Here is a 19,840-nt window from a genome sequence, read left to right as displayed (position 1 = left end):
CATGGGTAACGAGACGGAGAAGAAGCCCACGCTCACGCGCGAGGAGAAGCTCGCGCTCCTGGCGAAGCGCCTGGAGAAGAAGAACCGGCCGGCCCAGCCGCTGACGTTCTCCCAGCAGCACCTGTGGTTCCTGGAGCAGCTCTCGCCGGGGCTCCCGGTCCACAACCTGCCCCTGGTGCTGGAGCTGTCCGGCCGCCTGGACGTGGCCGTCCTGGAGCGCGCGTTCCAGGAGGTGGTCCGCCGCCACGAGTCGCTCCGCACGCGCTTCGGCGAGGTCTCCGGCACGCCGGTGCAGCTCGTCGAGGCACAGGTCCAGCTCCCCATCACCGTCGAGGCGCTGGACACGGGCTCCGAGGAGGAGCGCGAGGCCGCGGTGCGGCGGCGCATCCAGCGCGAGCTGGGGACGCCGTTCGACCTGACGCAGGGACCGCTGACGCGGGTGGTGCTGCTGCGGGTGGCGCCGGAGCGGCACGTGTTGCTGGTGGTGATGCACCACCTCGTCACCGACGCCCGGTCCATGGGCGTGCTCGCCCAGGAGCTGGTGGCGCTCCATGGCGCCTTCGCCGAGGGACGGCCGTCGCCCCTGCCGGAGCTGCCCATCCAGTACGCGGACTACGCATCGTGGCAGCGCGGGAAGCTGCGCGGCGAGGCGTTGGACGCGCACCTGGACTTCTGGCGCAAGCGCCTGGAGGGCGCGCCGCACGAGCTGGAGCTGCCCACGGACCGCCCGAGGCGCTCGGCGACGGGAAGGGCGGAGCATCTCGAAGCCCAGCTGCCCGCGCGGCTCGTGGAGCGGCTGGAGGCGGTGGCCCTCGGCGAGGACGCGACGCTCTTCATGGCGGTGCTGGCCGGCCTCCAGGTGGTGCTGTCGCGGTACAGCGGGCAGAAGGACCTGCTCATCGGCACGTCGTACACGAACCGGGACCGGAAGGAGACGGAAGGCCTCATCGGCCTCTTCTCCGAGCCGCTGGTGCTGCGCGCGGACCTGTCCGGCCGGACAAGCTTCCGTGAGCTGCTGCGTCGCGCGAAGTCGGACACGGCGGAGTCCTCCGCCCACCCGCACGTCCCGTTCGAGCCACTGCTGAAGGCCCTGGCGGTGGAGCGCGATGCGACGCGGGCGCCGATGTTCCAGATCCTCTTCGGACAGCGCGATGCACTGCCCCAGGTCGGCGAGGTTCCCGGGCTCGGCGTGCGGGTGCTCGATGCCGGCGTGACGAGCACGGGGCTGGACCTCACGCTGATGATGGCGCGGCGGCCAGATGGCCTCACGCTGGCGGCCACCTACAACGCGGACCTGTACGACGCGGCCACCATCGAGGCGCTCCTGGGGCACCTGGAAGCGCTGCTCGACGCCGCGACGGAGTCTCCGGACGGCGCGGTGGAAGTCCTGCCGCTGATGCGCGCTCCGGAGCGGAACCGGCTGCTGGTGGAGTGGAACGGGGCGCGGGAGGCGCTCCCCGTCGAGGAGAGCATCCACGCGCTGTTCGAGGCGCAGGTGGCGCGGACGCCGGACGCCGCGGCCGTGGTGGCCGGTGGCACGTCGGTGACGTACCGCGAGCTGGACGTGCGGGCGAACGCGCTGGCGCACCGGCTGCGGGAACTGGGCGTGGGGCTGGAGACGCGCGTCGCGGTGTGCGTGGAGCGCTCGGTGGAGCTGCTGGCCGCGCTGCTCGGCGTGCTCAAGGCGGGCGGCACCTACGTACCGCTGGACCCGGAGTACCCGGCGGAGCGGCTGGGCTTCATGCTGGAGGACAGCGGCGCGCGTGTGGTGGTGGCGCGTGACGCCTTCCGCGAGAAGCTGGGCAATGCCCCCGAGCGGGTATGGCTCGACGTGGGCTCGCTCTCCGGCACCCGGGAGGCCTCGAAGCCCGAGGTGCGCGTGCCGCCCGAGGCGGCGGCGTACGTGCTGTACACCTCCGGCTCGACGGGACGTCCCAAGGGCGTGGTGGTGCAGCACCGCTCGCTCGTGAACTTCACGCGCGCGGCGTGGCGCGCCTTCCCGGTGGAGCCGGGGGACCGCGAACTTCAGTTCGCCTCCATCAGCTGGGACACCAGCGCGGAGGAGATCTACCCGTGCCTCACGCGCGGCGGCACGCTGGTGCTGCGCACGCCGGAGATGCTGGACGCGCCGGACGTCTTCCTGTCGCGCATCGAGACGGCGGGCGTCACGCAGCTCAACCTGCCCACGGCCTTCTGGCACGAGGTGGTGGCCAGCCTGGATGAGGGCAAGGCGAAGCTGCCGGCGGGCCTGAAGTGGGTGGTCATCGGCGGCGAGCGCGCCGTCCCCGAGCGCGTGGCGCAGTGGCGCCGCCGCGTGGGCAGCGCCGTGCCGCTGTTCAACACCTACGGCCTCACCGAGGTGACGGCGGTCGCCACCTCGGTGGACCTGGCCGCGCTGGCGTCCGGGCCGGAGGAGGCCGGGCGCGAGGTGGCCATCGGCCGGCCGCTGACGAACGTGCGGGTGTACGTGCTCGATGGCGCCATGCAGCCGGTGCCAGTGGGCGTGCTTGGCGAGCTGTTCATCGGCGGCGAGGGCCTGGCGCGTGGGTATCTCTCCCGGCCGGAGCTGACGGCGGAGCGCTTCGTGCCCGACCCGTTCGGGAACGGCGAGCGGCTGTACCGCACGGGCGACAAGGCGCGGTGGAAGCGCGACGGCACGCTGGAGTACCTCGGCCGCGGCGACACGCAGGTAAAGATTCGCGGCCACCGCATCGAGCCGGGCGAGGTGGAGGCGGCGCTGCTGGCGCAGCCCGGCGTGCGCGAGGCGCTGGTGACGGTGCGGGAGGACGTCCCAGGCGACAAGCGACTGGTGGCGTACGCGGTGCCGAAGGAAGGAAAGTCGCTGGACGGAGGCGAGGTCCGCGCGGCGCTGGAGCAGCGGCTGCCGCGGTTCCTGGTGCCGCAGGCGGTGGTGGTGCTGGAGCGGCTGCCACTGCTCCCGAACGGCAAGGTGGACCGCAAGGCGCTGCCCGCCCCCGAGACGGTGAGCACGCCGAGGCGCGAGGCCTACGTGGCCCCGCGCACGCCGGTTGAGCAGATGCTGGCGGGCTTCTGGGCGGAGGTGCTGCGGCTGGAGTCCGTGGGCCTGCACGACAACTTCTTCGAGGTGGGCGGCCACTCGCTGCTCGCGATGCAGCTCGTGGCGCGGGTGCGCGAGGCGTTCCGCGTGGACCTGCCGCTGCGCGACGTCTTCGAGTCGCCCACGCTGGCCTCACTGGCGGAGCGGGTGTCCCGGGCGGTGGCCGTCGCGGGAGCCCCCGCGCCGCCGCTGAAGCCGAGAGCCAAGAAGGGTGACGCGCCGCTGTCGTTCGCGCAGCAGCGGCTGTGGTTCCTCTCGCAGCTGGACCCGGCGAACACGTCCTACAACCTGTGGGCCCCCGTGCGGCTGACGGGCACCCTGGACGTGGCCGCGCTGGAGCGAAGCTTCGCGGAGCTGGTGCGCCGGCACGAGGCGCTGCGCACCACCTTCCGTGTCGAGGGCGGCTCGCCCGTGCAGGTCATCGCCCCCGAGCGCCGCATGCCCCTGGAGCGCGTGGACCTGAGCATGCTGCCGAGCGAGCGCCGTGAGGCCGCCGCGAAGGCTCGCGCCGAGCAGGAGGTCCAACGCCCCTTCGACGTGGAGCGCGGTCCGCTGCTGCGGACGACGCTGCTGAAGCTGTCCGAGCGGGAGCACGTGCTGGTGCTGGTGATGCACCACATCGTCTCGGACTATTGGTCCATGGGCATCCTCGTGCGCGAGGTGGCCGCGCTGTACGAGGCCTTCTCCCAGGGTCAGCCGTCGCCCCTGCCGGAGCTGCCGGTGCAGTACCCGGATTTCGCGCTGTGGCAGCGTGACTGGCTGAAGGGCGAGGTGCTGGAGTCTCAGCTGTCGTATTGGCGCGAGCAGCTCGCCGGGGCGCCCCGGGCGCTGGAGCTGCCCACGGACCGTCCGCGTCCCGCGACGCAGACGTTCCGCGGCGCCAACCGCCTGGTGATGTGGCCGAAGTCCATCTGGCACCAGGTCGAGTCGCTCGGCCGCCGCGAGGGCGCCACGCCCTTCATGGTGCTGCTGGCGGCGTTCCAGACGGTGCTGTCGCGCTACTCGGGCCAGGAGGACATCAGCGTCGGCTCGCCCATCGCGGGTCGCTCGCACTCGGACACGGAGGGCCTCATCGGCTTCTTCGTCAACACGCTGGTGCTGCGGACGAAGCTGTCCCTCCAGCAGAGCTTCCGCGAGCTGCTGGCGCACGTGCGCGAGGTGACGCTGGGCGCGTACGCGCACCAGGACGTGACGTTCGAGAAGCTGGTGGAGGAGCTGCAGCCCGAGCGTGACCTCAGCCGCAGCCCGCTGTTCCAGGTGACGCTGTCGCTGCAGAACACGCCCGCGTCCGAGGTCCAGCTGCGCGACCTCACGCTCAAGGGCATGGAGGCGGAGGAGCAGACGTCGAAGTTCGACCTGTCCCTGGTGTTCGAGGAGCTGAAGGACAGCGTCGTCGTCCTCATCAACTACAACAGCGACCTGTTCGACGCCGGGACGGTGGACGGACTGCGGGAGCACGTGCGCGTGCTGCTGGAGGCGGCCGTCGCGCACCCGGAGAAGCGGCTGTGGGAGCTGCCGCTGATGGGCGAGGCGGAGCAGGGACGGCTGGTCCGCGAGTGGAGTGGGAAGCGGGTGGAGTACCCGCGCGAGAAGTCGCTGCCGGAGCTGTTCGAGGCGCAGGTCCTGAAGACGCCCGACGACGTCGCGGTGTCGTACCAGGGCCAGCAGATGACGTACGCGGAGCTGAACCGCTGGGCCAACCAGATTGCCCACCACCTGATGGGAATGGGCGTGGGGCCCGAGGTGCGGGTGGGCCTGTGCGTGGAGCGCTCGCTGGACTTCGTGGCGAGCGTGCTCGGCATCCTCAAGGCCGGAGGCGTGTACGTGCCGCTGGATGCCAGCTATCCGCTGGAGCGGCTGACATGGATGAAGCGCGAGGCCGGCGTCGCCTTGCTGGTGGCGCAGGAGAATCTGGTGGATGACGTCGCGGCCAGCGACGAGCCGGTCTTCTGCGTGGACTCGCAGTGGGAAGTCATCGTGCGGCAGCCGGAGAGCAATCCTCCGGCGCGAGTCGGTGGCGGCAACCTGGCGTACGTGATGTTCACGTCGGGAAGCACGGGCAAGCCAAAGGGCGTGGGCGTACCGCATCGCGCGGTGGCCCGGCTGGTGCTGGGCACGGACTACGCTCGCTTCGGACCGGAGGAGGTGTGGCTGCAGCTGGCGCCCATCTCGTTCGACGCGTCCACGCTGGAGCTGTGGGGCGCGCTGCTGCACGGCGCGAAGCTGGTGGTGTACCCGGCGGGCACTCCGTCGCTGGAGGATCTGGGCCGGACGCTGGGCGAGTCCGGCATCACGTCCCTGTGGCTGACGGCGGCCCTGTTCGACCAGATGCAGGCGAGGCAGCCTGAAGCACTGGCGCGAGTGAAGCAGGTGCTCGCCGGTGGCGACGTGCTGCCGGTGACGCGAGTGAAGGAGCGGCTGGCCTCTGGAAACGTGCTCATCAACGGGTACGGCCCGACGGAGAACACCACGTTCTCCGCGTGCTACCGCATGGAGGGAGTGGAGGAGCTGGGCGCCTCGGTGCCCATCGGCCGTCCCATCACGAATACGTCGGCGTACGTGCTGGACACGTGGATGCGTCCGGTACCGGTGGGAGTGCCGGGCGAGCTGTACGTGGGAGGAGAGGGACTGGCGGTAGGGTACGTGGGCCGGCCGGAGCTGACGGCCGAGCGCTTCGTGCCCAACCCGTTCGGCGACGGAGCGCGGCTGTACCGCACGGGCGACCTGGTGCGGTGGAAGGGCGACGGAAAGCTGGAGTTCATCGGCCGCCGTGACGGGCAGGTGAAGGTGCGAGGCTTCCGCATCGAGCTGGGTGAGGTGGAAACGGCGCTGGCGCAGCATGCGGGCGTCAGCGAGGCCATCGTCATCGCGAGGGAGGACGGCGCCGAGGGCAAGCGGCTGGTGGCGTACGTGACGGAGAAGGAGGGCGCGACGCTGGATGCGGCCGCCCTGCGCGCGCACGCGAAGCAGTTGCTGCCGGAGTACATGGTGCCCGCCGCGTACGTCGTGCTGGACGTGCTGCCGCTGTCACCCAACGGCAAGGTGGACCGCAAGGCCCTGCCCGCGCCCGACTCCCAGGCGCCCAGGACGGAGGCCTTCGAGGCTCCGCGAACGGACGTCGAGCGCAAGGTCGCGGCCCTGTTCGAAGAGGTGCTGAACGTCAAGGGCGTGGGCCTGCATGGGGACTTCTTCGAGCTGGGCGGGCACTCGCTGCTGGCCACGCAGCTCGTCTCGCGAATCCGCGAGGCGTTCCGTGTCGAGCTGCCGCTGAAGGACCTCTTCGAGGCGCCCACGGTGGAGAAGCTCGCCCTCCGCTTGGGCGAGGGGACGCAGGGCGGAACAGCGGAGCCCGAAGCGCCCGCGCTGCAGCGGGTGCCGCGCACGGGCGCGATGCCGCTGTCCTTCGCGCAGCAGCGCCTGTGGTTCCTGGACCAGCTGGAGCCGGGCAGCCCCTTCTACAACATCCCGATGGCCATCCGGCTTTCGGGCACGCTCGACGTCGCCGCGCTGGAGGGCAGCCTCCGCGAGCTGGTCCGCCGGCACGAGTCGCTGCGCACCACGTTCCGCACCGAGAACGGCGCGCCCGTACAGGTCGTCTCCGAGCAGGTGGAGCTCACCCTCGCGAACGTCGACCTCTCCACGCTGCCTCCAGCGCAGCGCGAGTCCGAGGTCCACCGGCTCATCCGCGAGGAGTCACTCCGACCGTTCGACCTCGGCACCGGCCCGCTGCTGCGGGCCGCCTTGCTGAAGAGCTCCGAGCAGGAGCACGTCCTGCTGACGAACATGCACCACATCGTCTCAGACGGGTGGTCGCTGGGCGTCATCGTCAACGAGTTCTCCGCGCTCTACGCGGCCTTCCGCGAGGGAAGGCCCTCGCCGCTGCCCGAGCTGGCGGTGCAGTACCCGGACTTCGCCACGTGGCAGCGTGCGTGGCTGGAGACGGGCGCGCTCCAGCGGCAGCTCGAATGGTGGCGCCGTCAGCTCGAGGGCGCGCCCCAGGTGCTCGCGCTGCCCACGGACCACCCGATGCCCGCGGTGCAGACGTTCCGCGGCGCCAACATGCCGGTACGGCTGCCGCGCGCGCTCTCCAACGCGGTGAAGGCGCTGGCGCAGCGTGAGGGCGCCACGCCGTTCATGGTGCTGCTGGCGGCGTTCCAGACGCTGCTGTCGCGCTACTCGGGCCAGGAGGACCTGGTCGTCGGCACGCCCGTGGCCGGCCGCAACCGCGCGGAGACGGAGGGCCTCATCGGCTTCTTCGTCAACACGCTGGCGCTGCGGGCCCGCCCGTCGGGTGACAAGTCCTTCCGGGCCCTGCTAGCGGAGGTGAAGGACGCGTCCCTGGGCGCCTATGCGCACCAGGACGTGCCCTTCGAGCGACTGGTGGAGGCCCTGCAGCCGGAGCGCAGCCTGGGCCACTCGCCGGTGTTCCAGGTGATGTTCTCCCTGATGAACACGCCCATGCCCGAGCGGGAGCTGCCGGGCCTCAAGCTGAGCTCCATCGAGACGGAGCTGGGCGCGGCGAAGTTCTTCCTCACGCTGGCCCTGGAGGAACTGCCGGACGGCTTCGCCGGAGTCTTCGAGTACAACTCCGACCTGTTCGACACGGCCACCATCCAGCGCATGGTGACGCACCAGCTCCGGCTGCTGGAGGCGGTGGTGGCCGCGCCGGAGCGGCGCCTGTGCGACCTGCCGCTGATGTCGCCCGATGAGCGGCACCAGCTCCTGGTGGAGTGGAACGACACCGCGGCGGACTATCCGCGCGACACGCCGGTGTCCGAGCAGCTCGCGGCCCGCGCGGCGCGCATCCCCGAGGCCGTGGCGCTCTCGTGGGACGGTGGACAGCTCACCTATGCCGAGCTGATGCGGCGGGTGGACACCCTGGCCGCGCGGCTGCGGAAGCTCGGCGTGGGGCCCGAGGTGCGCGTGGGGCTGTGCACCCGCCGCTCGCCCGAGCTGGTGGTGGGACTGCTCGCCATCCTGGAGGCCGGCGGCGCCTGGGTGCCGCTGGAGCCGGATTCTCCGCGTGAGCGTCTGGCCTTCATGCTGGAGGATGCGAAGCCCGCCGTGCTCCTCACCCAGCGGGCCCTGCTGGATTCCCTGCCCGCGAGCACCGCCACGGTGGTGCTCCTCGACGAGGAGACACCTTCCGGTGGTCCGCCGCCGGATGACGGCGGTCGGAGGTCCCGCCCGGTGGCGGACAACGCCGCCTACGTCCTCTTCACCTCCGGCTCCACGGGCCGGCCCAAGGGCGTGCTGGTCTCCCACCGCGCGCTGGCGCGCCACACGGCGTGGTTCATCTCCGCGCTGGAGCTGGGGGCGGACGACCGGGTGCTGCAGAAGGCGTCGATCGGCTTCGACGCCTCCGTGCCGGAGCTGCTGGCCACGCTGGTGGCCGGAGCCCGGCTGGTGCTCGCACCCGCGGAGGCGGACAGCGACACGGACGTCCTGCTGACCACGGTGGAGCGTCAGGAGGTGACGGTGCTCCAGCTCGTGCCGTCCCAGCTGCGAATCCTGCTGGACGACGAGCACGTGGAGCGCGCCGCGAGCCTGCGCGTGCTGCTGTCCGGCGGCGAGGCGCTGTCCGTGGAGCAGGTCCGCCGCGTCCGCGAGCGGCTGCCTTCCGCGCGGCTCATCAACGCCTACGGCCCGACGGAGACGACCGTCGACGCCACGGCCTGGCTCGGTGGCGAGCCGGGCGAGGGCCCCACCGCGCCCATCGGTCGTCCCATCGCCAACACCCAGGCGTACGTGCTGGACACGCGGGGACAGCCCGTGCCGCCGGGTGTCCCGGGTGAGCTGTTCATCGGCGGTGACGGCCTGGCGCGCGGCTACGTGGGCCGGCCGGAGCTGACGGCCGAGCGCTTCGTGCCGGACGCCTTCGGCGGAGAGTCGGGCGCGCGGCTGTACCGCACGGGTGACCGGGCGCGCTGGCGCATCGGCGGCACGCTGGAGTTCCTCGGCCGAGTGGACACGCAGGTGAAGGTGCGCGGAGTCCGCATCGAGCCGGGCGAGGTCGAGGCGTCGCTCGCCGAGCACTCCGCCGTGCGCGAAGCGGCGGTGATTGCCCGCGAGGACGCGACCGGCGGCATGAGGCTGGTGGCCTACGTGGTGCGGCGCGACCCGGCGGCGGAGGCGGGCGCGCTGGTGGGCGAGCTGAGGACCTTCCTCGGCGGGCGGCTGCCGCCGGCGATGGTGCCGTCGGCGTTCGTCGTGCTGGAGTCGCTCCCGCTGCTCCCGAACGGAAAGCTGGATCGCAAGGCGCTGCCCTCACCGGAGGCGGGGGCCACCGAGCGCGAGTACGTCGCGCCACGCACTCCCACCGAGGAGCTGCTGGCCGGCTTCTTCAGCAAGGTGCTGGGCGTGGAGCGCGTGGGGGCCAACGACGGATTCTTCGAGCTGGGCGGCCACTCGCTGCTGGCCACGCAGCTCGTCTCGAGGGTGCGTTCCACGTTCCGCGTGGAGCTGGCCCTGAGGGAGCTGTTCGAGGCGCCCACCGTGGCGGAGCTGGCCCGGCGCGTGGAGCTGGCCCAGCAGCGCCAGGGCGCCCGGGGCGTGGTGCCGCGCCTGAAGGCCCAGCCGCGCACGCGCGAGCTGCCGCTGTCGTTCGCGCAGCAGCGCCTGTGGTTCCTGGACCAGCTCCAGCCGGGGAGTTCGTTCTACAACCTGCCCTCGGTGGTGCGGCTGGACGGGCCGATGGACGCCCGTGCGCTGGAGGCGAGCTTCGAGGAGCTGGTGCGCCGGCACGAGTCGCTGCGCACGACGTTCCGCAATGAAGGCAGCGGGCCGGTGCAGGTCATCGCTCCGGAGCCACGGCTGTCCTTCGCCATGCTGGACCTGGAGACGGTGCCCGCGGCGACTCGCGACGAGAAGGCCCGGCAGCTGATTGACGAGGAGGCCCAGCGTCCCTTCGACTTGCGCAGGGGCCCGCTGCTGCGCGTCACGTTGCTGCGGCTGGATGCGCGAGCGCACGTGCTGGTGCTGGTGATGCACCACATCGTGTCGGACGAGTGGTCCATGGGCATCATGGTTCGCGAGCTGGCCGCGCTGTACGAGGCGCTCGCGCACGGCGAGCAGCCCGCGCTGCCGGAGCTTCCGCTCCAGTACGGCGACTACGCGGTCTGGCAGCACGGCTGGTTGAAGGGCGAGGTGCTGGAGACGCAGCTCGGGTACTGGAAGAAGCAACTCGCGGGAGTCCCGCAGGCGCTGGAGCTGCCCACGGACCGCCCGCGCCCCGCGGCGCAGACGTTCCGGGGAGGCCACGTCAGCGTCCAGTGGCCGAAGGCGCTGTGGCGGGACATGGAGGTGCTCGGCCGCCGTGAAGGCGCGACGCCCTTCATGGTGCTGCTGGCGGCGTTCCAGACGGTGCTGTCGCGCTACTCGGGACAGGAGGACATCAGCGTCGGCTCGCCCATCGCGGGCCGTACGCGGGAGGAGACCGAGCGGCTCATCGGCTTCTTCGTCAACACGCTGGTGCTGCGGACGCGGCTCCACGGCAACCCCACCTTCCGGGAGCTGCTGGCGCGCGTGCGCGAGGTGACCCTGGGGGCCTATGCCCATCAGGACGTGCCGTTCGAGAAGCTGGTGGAGGAGCTGCAGCCTGATCGCGACCTGAGCCGCAGCCCGCTGTTCCAGGTGACGCTGACGCTCCAGAACACGCCCGCGACGGAAGTCCGGCTGCGCGACGTGACGATGAAGGGGCTGCACGCCGAGGAGAAGGCGTCGAAGTTCGATCTGTCCCTGTTGGTTCTGGAAGTGCCGCACGGGCTGGGGCTCGCGCTCAACTACAACAGCGACCTGTTCGAGAAGGAGACGATGACGCGGTTGCTGGAGCACCTGCGGGTGCTGCTGCAGACGGCTGTCTCGTATCCGGACACCCGGTTGGCGGACCTGCCGCTGATGCACGAGGAGGAGCAGCGGCAGCTGGTCCTCGAGTGGAGCGGGACGCGAGTGGAGTACCCGCGCGAGGCGGGCCTGCACGAGCTGTTCGCTGAACAGGCGAGGCGTACGCCGGAGGCCGTCGCGGTGGAGTACGCGGGCCAGCGGCTGACGTACGCGCAGCTCGACCGCAAGGCCAACCAGTTGGCCAACCACCTGAGGGGCATGGGCGTGGGGCCCGAGGTGCGGGTGGGCCTGTGCGTGGAGCGCTCGCTGGAGCTGGTGGTGAGCGTGCTGGGCATCCTCAAGGCGGGTGGTGTGTACGTGCCGCTGGACGCCAGCTACCCGCTGGAGCGGCTGGGGTGGATGAAGCGTGAGGCCGGAGTGGCCTTGCTGGTGGCGCAGGAGAAGCTGGCGGAGGAGGTGGCCGAGGGCAGCGAGCTGGTGGTGTGCGTGGACGCGGATGCGGACGTCATTGCCCGCCAGCCGGAGAGCGCGCCGTCGGTGAAGGTGAGCGGAGGCAACCTGGCGTACGTGATGTTCACGTCGGGAAGCACGGGCAAGCCGAAGGGCGTGGGCGTACCGCACCGGGCCGTGGCGCGGCTGGTGCTGAGCAACTCGGGAGTCCAGGGTGCGACGGGCCTCATAGCCACCGGTGTGAGTACCGGAGCCGACGCCGCACGGTCCGGTCCCGCAGCCGCTGGCGTGGGGGCCGACTACGCGCACTTCGGACCGGAGGAGGTGTGGCTGCAGCTGGCGCCCATCTCGTTCGACGCCTCGACGCTGGAGGTGTGGGGCGCGCTGCTGCATGGCGCGAAGCTGGTGGTGTACCCGGCGGGCATTCCGTCGCTGGAGGAGCTGGGCCGGACGCTGGGCGAGTCCGGCATCACGTCCCTGTGGCTGACGGCGGCCCTCTTCGAGCAGATGCAGGCGAGGCAGCCCGAAGCACTGGCGCGAGTGAAGCAGGTGCTCGCCGGTGGCGACGTGCTGCCGGTGACGCGAGTGAAGGAGCGGCTGGCCTCTGGAAACGTGCTCGTCAACGGGTACGGCCCGACGGAGAACACCACCTTCTCCGCGTGCTACCGCATGGAGGGAGTGGAGGAGCTGGGCGCCTCGGTGCCCATCGGCCGTCCCATCACGAACACGTCCGCGTACGTGCTGGACACGTGGATGCGTCCGGTACCGGTGGGAGTGCCGGGCGAGCTGTACGTGGGAGGAGAGGGACTGGCGGTAGGGTACGTGGGCCGGCCGGAGCTGACGGCCGAGCGCTTCGTGCCCGACCCGTTCGGCGACGGCGAGCGGCTGTACCGCACGGGCGACCAGGTGCGCTGGAGGAAGAACGGCACGCTGGAGTTCCTCGGCCGCAACGACACGCAGGTGAAGGTGCGTGGCTTCCGCATCGAGCTGAGTGAGGTGGAGACGGCGCTGACACAGCACTCCGGAGTCAGCGAGGCCGTCGTCGTGGCGCGGGAGGACGGAGCCGAAGGCAAGCGGCTGGTGGCGTACGTGACCGCGAAGAAGGGTGCGTCACTGGACGCGACCACGCTGCGCGCGCACCTGAAGCAGCGGCTGCCCGAGTACATGGTGCCGTCCGCGTACGTGGTGCTGGACGTGCTGCCGCTGACGCCCAACGGCAAGGTGGACCGCAAGGCCCTGCCCATGCCGGACGCGCCAGTCAGCAGCTCCGAGCAGTTCGAGGCGCCGCGCACGGAGATGGAGAAGAAGCTGGCGGCCATCTTCTCGGAGTTGCTGCACGCCGAGCGCGTCGGTCTGCATGACGACTTCTTCGAGCTGGGCGGTCACTCGCTGCTGGCCACGCAGCTCGTCTCGCGGGTGCGTGAGACGTTCCGGGTGGAACTGCCGCTGCGCGACGTCTTCGAAGCCCCGACGGTGGAGAAGCTGGCCGAGCGCCTGGAGAAGGCACTCACCGACGGCGTCGGTCTGAAGGCACCGCCCCTCAAGCGGGCGCCCCGCACGAGCACGCTGCCGCTGTCCTTCGCCCAGCAGCGCCTGTGGTTCCTCGACCAACTGGAACCGGGCGGCCACTCCTACAACATCCCCGTCGCGGTGAAGCTGAAGGGCACGGTGAAGTTCGAGGCCCTGGAGCAGGCTTTCAGCGCGCTGGTGAGCCGGCACGAGTCGCTGCGCACGACCTTCCAGGACAGGAACGGCTCTCCGGTGCAGGTCATCTCGCCCAGGGCGAAGGTGAACCTGCGCGTCGAGGACCTCAGCGGCCTGCCCGAGGCGGAGCGTTCATCCGAAGCGGCGCGGCTCATCGAGCGAGAGGCCCAGCAGCCGTTCAACCTGGCACAGGGGCCGCTGCTGCGCGTCACGTTGCTCAGGCTCTCCGCGCGGGAGCACGTGCTGGTGCTGGTGATGCACCACATCGTGTCGGACGGCTGGTCGATGGATGTGCTCATCCGCGAGCTGGGCGCGCTGTACGAGGCGTTCTCGCGAGGCCAGCCTTCGTCCCTGCCCGAGCTGCCGCTCCAATACGCGGACTATGCGGTGTGGCAGCGGGAGTGGCTGGAGGGCGCGGTGCTGGATGCCCAGCTCGCGTACTGGAAGCAGCAGCTCCACGGCGCCCCCAGGGCCCTGGAGCTGCCCACGGACAAGCCCCGGCCGGCGGTCCAGACCTTCGGCGGCGAGAGCTTCGACCTCCAGTGGCCGAGGGAACTCTGGGAGTCGGTGTCGGTCCTGGCACACGGCGAGGGCGCGACGCCCTTCATGGTGCTGCTGGCGGCGTTCCAGACGGTGCTGTCGCGCTACTCGGGACAGGACGACGTGTGCGTGGGTTCGCCCATCGCCAACCGCACCCGCGCGGAGACGGAGGGGCTCATCGGCTTCTTCGTCAACACGCTGGTGCTGCGCGCGAAGCTCGGCGGCAACCCGACGTTCCGGCAGCTCGTGGCCCAGGCGCGCGAGGTGACGCTCGGGGCGTACGCGCACCAGGACGTCCCCTTCGAGCGGCTCGTCGAGGTGCTCAAGCCGGAGCGCGACCTGAGTCGGAGCCCGCTGTTCCAGGTGATGTTCATCCTGCAGAACACGCCCAAGACGGAGCTGCGGCTGCCGGAGCTGACGCTGTCCAGCATGGACGCGGAGTCGCGGACGTCGAAGTTCGACTTCTCCGTCGTGATGTCCGAGCAGCCCCACGGGCTCTCCGTCACCGTGATGTACAACCGCGACCTCTACGAGCGCGACACGATGAGCCGGCTCGTGGGGCACCTGCGGGTGCTGCTGGAGGCGGCCGTGCGGGCCCCGGACACGCGGCTGGCGGACCTGCCGCTGGTGGGCGACGTGGAGCAGCGCCGGCTGCTGGTGGAGTGGAATGACACGCGCGTCACCTTCCCACCCGCCACCATCCACGCCCTCTTCGAGGCGCAGGTGGAGCGGACGCCCGACGCGGAAGCGGTCGTCGCCGAGGACTCGCGGCTGTCGTACCGGGAGCTGAACCGCCGGGCGAACCAGCTCGCGCACCACCTGCGTGGGCTCGGAGTGGGCCCGGATGTGCCGGTGGGTTTGTACCTGGACCGCTCCGTCAGCGCGCTGGTCGGCCTGTGGGGCATCCTCAAGGCGGGCGGCGCCTACGTCCCCCTGGACCCCGCGTTCCCCGCGGAGCGCCTGCGCGGCATCCTCTCGGACGCCGGGGCTCGCGCGCTCGTCACGCGGTCGGAGCTGGCGGCGGGACTCGGGTGGACGGCGGGGGCCGTGGTGTGCCTGGACTCCGACGCCGCCGTGCTGGCTGGCCGGAGTGACGCCAACCCGCGGCCCGTGACGGTGCCGGAGAACCTCGCGTACGTCATCTTCACCTCCGGCTCCACCGGCCGGCCGAAGGGCGTGGCCATCGAGCACCGCCAGCTCGTCAACTACGTGGAGGGTGTCTCGCGCCGGCTGGAGCTGCCGGAGGGCGCGAGCTTCGCCTCCGTGTCCACGCTGGCGGCGGACCTCGGCAACACCGCCGTCTTCCCGGCGCTCTGCCATGGCGGCGCGCTGCACCTCGTGTCGCGCGAGCAGGCCTCCGACCCGGCGGCGCTGTCCGCGCTCTTCGAGCGTGAGCAGGTGGACTGCCTGAAGATCGTCCCCGCGCACCTCCAGGCACTCCTGGCATCCGGCAGGCCCGAGCGGGTGCTGCCACGCCAGCGGCTGGTGATGGGCGGCGACGTCCTGGACTGGTCGCTCGTCGACCGCATCCACGCGCTGTCGCCGGAGCTGGGGGTGTTCAACCACTACGGTCCCACCGAGACGACGGTGGGCGTGCTCACGCAGCGCGTGGAGCGTGGGACGGAAGGGCGCGTCTCCGTATCCGTGCCGCTCGGCCGGCCGATTCCGAATGCGCGCATCTACGTACTGGATGCGCGCCTGGCGCCGGTGCCCGCGGGCATTCCGGGAGAGCTGTGCATCGGGGGCAGCGGCGTCGGCCGTGGCTACCTGGGCCGGCCGGACCTGACGGCCGAGCGCTTCGTGGCGGACCCGTACTCGGACGTGCCGGGCGCGCGGATGTACCGGACGGGAGACCGGGCGCGCCTGCTGGCGGATGGCCGCGTCGAGTTCCTCGGCCGTGTGGACCACCAGCTCAAGATTCGCGGCTACCGCGTGGAGCCCGGTGAAATCGAAGCGGCGCTGGAGCGCCACCCCGCGGTGCGCGAGGCGGTGGTGCTCGCGCGCGAGGGCCAGACGGGCGGCAAGCGACTGGTCGCGTACGCCGTGCCGAGACCCGGCCAGCCGGTAGAGCCCGAGTCGCTCCGCGACTTCCTGGGCAGGACGCTGCCGGACTACATGGTGCCGCGGGCGTTCGTGATGCTGGACGCGCTGCCCCTGACGCCCAACGGCAAGGTGGACCGTGGAGCCCTGCCCGCGCCGGACGTACAGGCGGCGGAGCCAGAGCGCTTCACCGCGCCCCGCACGGCCACCGAGGAGGCGCTGGCGGGCCTCTACGCCGAGGTGCTCGGGCTCGAGCAGGTCGACGTGCACAGCGGCTTCTTCGAGCTGGGTGGGCACTCGTTGCTGGCCACGCAGGCCATCTCGCGCATCCGGGGTGCCTTTGGCATCGACCTGCCGCTGCGAGACCTCTTCGAAGCGCCCACCGTGGCGGCGCTCGCCGAGCGGGTGGAGCGTGCGATGCGGGCCGGGGCGGGCATCGCGGCGCCGCCGCTGCGGAGGCGGCCGGAGGGGCAGAGCGTGCTGCCGCTGTCGTTCGCGCAGCAGCGGCTGTGGTTCCTGGAGCAGCTCGCGCCGGGCAGTGCCTTCTACAACGTGCCCGCGGTGGTGAAGCTGACGGGCCCGCTGGACGTGGGCGCGCTGGAGCGGAGCTTCGAAGCGCTGGTGCGGCGCCACGAGGCCCTGCGCACCACCTTCCGCTCCGACGGTGGCACGCCGGTGCAGGTCATCGCTCCGGCGGGCCGTGTGACGCTCGAGTTCGTCGAGCTGGAGGGTTCCACGAAGGCGCAGCGGGACGAGGAAGCCGTTCGCCGCGCGGAGGAGGAGTCGCACCGCCCGTTCGACCTGGCGCGGGGTCCGCTGCTGCGGACGTCGCTGCTCCGGATTGGAGAGCAGGAGCACGTGCTGGTGCTGGTGATGCACCACATCGTGTCGGACGGCTGGTCGATGGGCGTCCTCGTGCGTGAGGTGGCCGCCCTGTACGAGGCGTTCTCCCTGGGCCGTCCGCCGCTGCTGCCCGAGATGCCGGTGCAGTACCCGGACTACGCGGTGTGGCAGCGCGACTGGCTGAAGGGCGAGGTGCTGGAGGCACAGCTCGGGTATTGGAAGCAGCAGCTCGAAGGCGCGCCCGCGGCGCTGGAGCTGCCAACGGACAGGCCGCGTCCGGCGGTGCAGACGCACCGGGGCGAGGTCCGCCATGTGATCTGGCCGAAGGCGCTGTGGCGGGACATGGAGGTGCTCGCACGCCGTGAGGGCGCGACGCCGTTCATGGTGCTGCTGACGGCGTTCCAGACAGTGCTGTCGAAGTACTCGGGACAGGACGACGTGTGCGTGGGCTCGCCCATCGCGGGCCGCACGCAGGCGGAGATGGAGGGCCTCATCGGCTTCTTCGCGAACATGCTGGTGCTGCGCGCGAAGCTGGCGCCCCGGCAGAGCTTCCGCGAGCTGCTGGCGCAGGTGCGTGAGGCGACGCTGGGCGCGTATGCGCACCAGGAGGTGCCGTTCGAGAAGCTGGTGGAGGAACTGCGCCCCGAGCGCGACCTGAGCCGCAGCCCGCTGTTCCAGGTGACGCTGACGCTCCAGAACACTCCGTCGAAGGAAGTGAAGCTGAGGCAGGGGCTGACGCTGTCGGGCGTGGAGTCGGAGGGGAACACCTCGAAGTACGACCTGTCGCTCGTGGTGGAGGAGGTGCCGCAGGGGGTCGTGGCGGCGGTCAACTACAACACCGACCTGTTCGACGCGGGCACGATGGACCGGATGCTGGAGCACCTGCGGGTGTTGCTGGCAGCCGCGGTGCGGACGCCGGACACGCGGCTGGCGGACCTGCCGCTGATGGGCGAGGAGGAGCAGCGTCGGCTGGTGTCCGAGTGGAGCGGGACGCGAGTGGAGTACCCGCGCGAGGCGGGCCTGCACGAGCTGTTCGCTGAGCAGGCGAGGCGTACGCCGGAGGCCGTCGCGGTGGAGTACGCGGGCCAGCGGCTGACGTACGCGCAGCTCGACCGCAAGGCCAACCAGCTGGCCAACCACCTGAGGGGCATGGGAGTGGGGCCCGAGGTGCGGGTGGGCCTGTGCGTGGAGCGCTCGCTGGAGCTGGTGGTGAGCGTGCTGGGCATCCTGAAGGCGGGTGGTGTGTACGTGCCGCTGGATGCCAGCTACCCGCTGGAGCGGCTGGGGTGGATGAAGCGCGAGGCCGGAGTGGCCTTGCTGGTGGCGCAGGAGAAGCTGGCGGAGGAGGTGGCCGAGGGCAGTGAGCTGGTGGTGTGCGTGGACGCGGATGCGGACGTCATCGCCCGCCAGCCGGAGAGCGCGCCGTCGGTGAAGGTGAGCGGAGGCAACCTGGCGTACGTGATGTTCACGTCGGGAAGCACGGGCAGGCCGAAGGGCGTGGGCGTGCCACACCGGGCCGTGACGCGGCTGGTGCTGAGCAACGCGGGAGTCCAGGGTGCGACGGGCCTCATGGCCACCGGTGTGAGCACCGGAGCCGACGCCGCACGGTCGGGTCCCGCAGCCGCTGGCGTGGGGACCGACTACGCGCATTTCGGACCGGAGGAGGTGTGGCTGCAGCTGGCGCCCATCTCGTTCGACGCCTCGACGCTGGAAGTCTGGGGTGCGCTGCTGCATGGCGCGAAGCTGGTGGTGTACCCGGCAGGGACTCCGTCGCTGGAGGAGCTGGGCCGGGCGCTGGGTGAGTCCGGCATCACGTCCCTGTGGCTGACGGCGGCCCTCTTCGAGCAGATGCAGGCGAGGCAGCCCGAAGCGCTGGCGCGGGTGAAGCAGGTGCTCGCGGGTGGCGACGTGCTGCCGGTGACGCGAGTGAAGGAGCGGCTGGCCTCTGGAAACGTGCTCATCAACGGGTACGGCCCGACGGAGAACACGACCTTCTCCGCGTGCTACCGCATGGAGGGAGTGGAGGAACTGGGCGCCTCGGTGCCCATCGGCCGTCCCATCACGAATACGTCGGCGTACGTGCTGGACACGTGGATGCGCCCGGTCCCGGTGGGAGTGCCGGGCGAGCTGTACGTGGGAGGCGAAGGCCTGGCGGTGGGGTACGTGGGCCGGCCGGAGCTGACGGCCGAGCGCTTCGTGCCCAACCCGTTCGGCGACGGCGAGCGGCTGTACCGCACGGGCGACCTGGTGCGGTGGAAGGGCGACGGAAAGCTGGAGTTCATCGGCCGCCGTGACGGGCAGGTGAAGGTACGCGGCTTCCGCATCGAGCTGGGTGAGGTCGAGACGGCACTGGCGCAGCACACGGGAGTCAGCGAGGCCGTCGTCGTGGCGCGGGAGGACGGAGCCGAAGGCAAGCGGCTGGTGGCGTACGTGGCGGCGAAGGAGGGCGCGGCACTGGATGCGGCCAGCCTGCGCACGCACCTGAAGCAGCGGCTGCCCGAGTACATGGTGCCGTCCGCGTACGTGGTGCTGGACGTGCTGCCACTCACACCCAACGGCAAGGTGGACCGCAAGGCCCTGCCCGCACCGGATGCGGCAGGCACGAGCGACGAGCAGTTCGAGGCACCGCGCACGGAGACGGAGAAGAAGCTGGCGGCCATCTTCGCGGAGGTCCTGAACGTCGCGCGGGTTGGCCTGCACGACGACTTCTTCGAACTCGGCGGTCACTCACTCCTGGCTACGCAGCTCGTCTCCCACGTGAGACAGGAGCTGAAGGTGGAGCTGCCGCTGCGTGACGTCTTCGAGGCGTCCACGGTGGAGAAGCTCGCCAGGAGAATCGACGAGAGCTCCACGGAGCAGCTGGGAGTCCGAGCACCGCCCGTGATGCGAGTGCCGCGCGACGGCGCGCTACCGCTGTCCTTCGCGCAGCAGCGGCTGTGGTTCCTGGATCAGCTGGAGCCGGGAAGCTCCTTCTACAACGTACCCACGGTGGTGAAGCTGAAGGGCCACCTGGATGTCGCGGCCATGGAGAGAAGCTTCCGCGAGCTGGTGCGCCGCCACGAGTCGCTGCGCACCACGTTCCGCGCGGAAGCCGGCGCCCCGGTGCAGGTCATCGGAGCGGAGCCGACGGTTGTCCTCGAGCTGCGGGACCTGAGCGCGCTGCCGGAGGCGGAGCGCGAAGGCGCGGCACAGCGCTGGGTGGAGGAGGAGATCCACCGTCCGTTCGACCTGGAGAGAGGGCCGCTGCTGAGAACGGCCCTGGTGAAGGTGTCGGAGCAGGAGCACGTGCTGGTGCTGGTGATGCACCACATCGTGTCGGACGGCTGGTCGATGGGAATCCTG

Annotated in this window: 1 protein-coding gene; it reads left to right on the top strand. The window is 71.2% G+C overall.

Annotated elements, in window-relative coordinates; genetic code table 11:
- Window position 1: 1 nt before the first annotated feature.
- Window positions 2-19,840, top strand: a 19,839-nt coding sequence (locus HG543_RS27990; protein WP_169347939.1) for a non-ribosomal peptide synthase/polyketide synthase, incomplete at its 3' end; no start/stop codon positions are given.

This window comes from Pyxidicoccus fallax (assembly GCF_012933655.1).
Taxonomy (GTDB): Bacteria; Myxococcota; Myxococcia; order Myxococcales; family Myxococcaceae; genus Myxococcus; species Myxococcus fallax.
The sequence above is the reverse complement of the archived record's forward strand: the minus strand, read 5'-3'. Positions and strand labels throughout refer to the sequence as shown.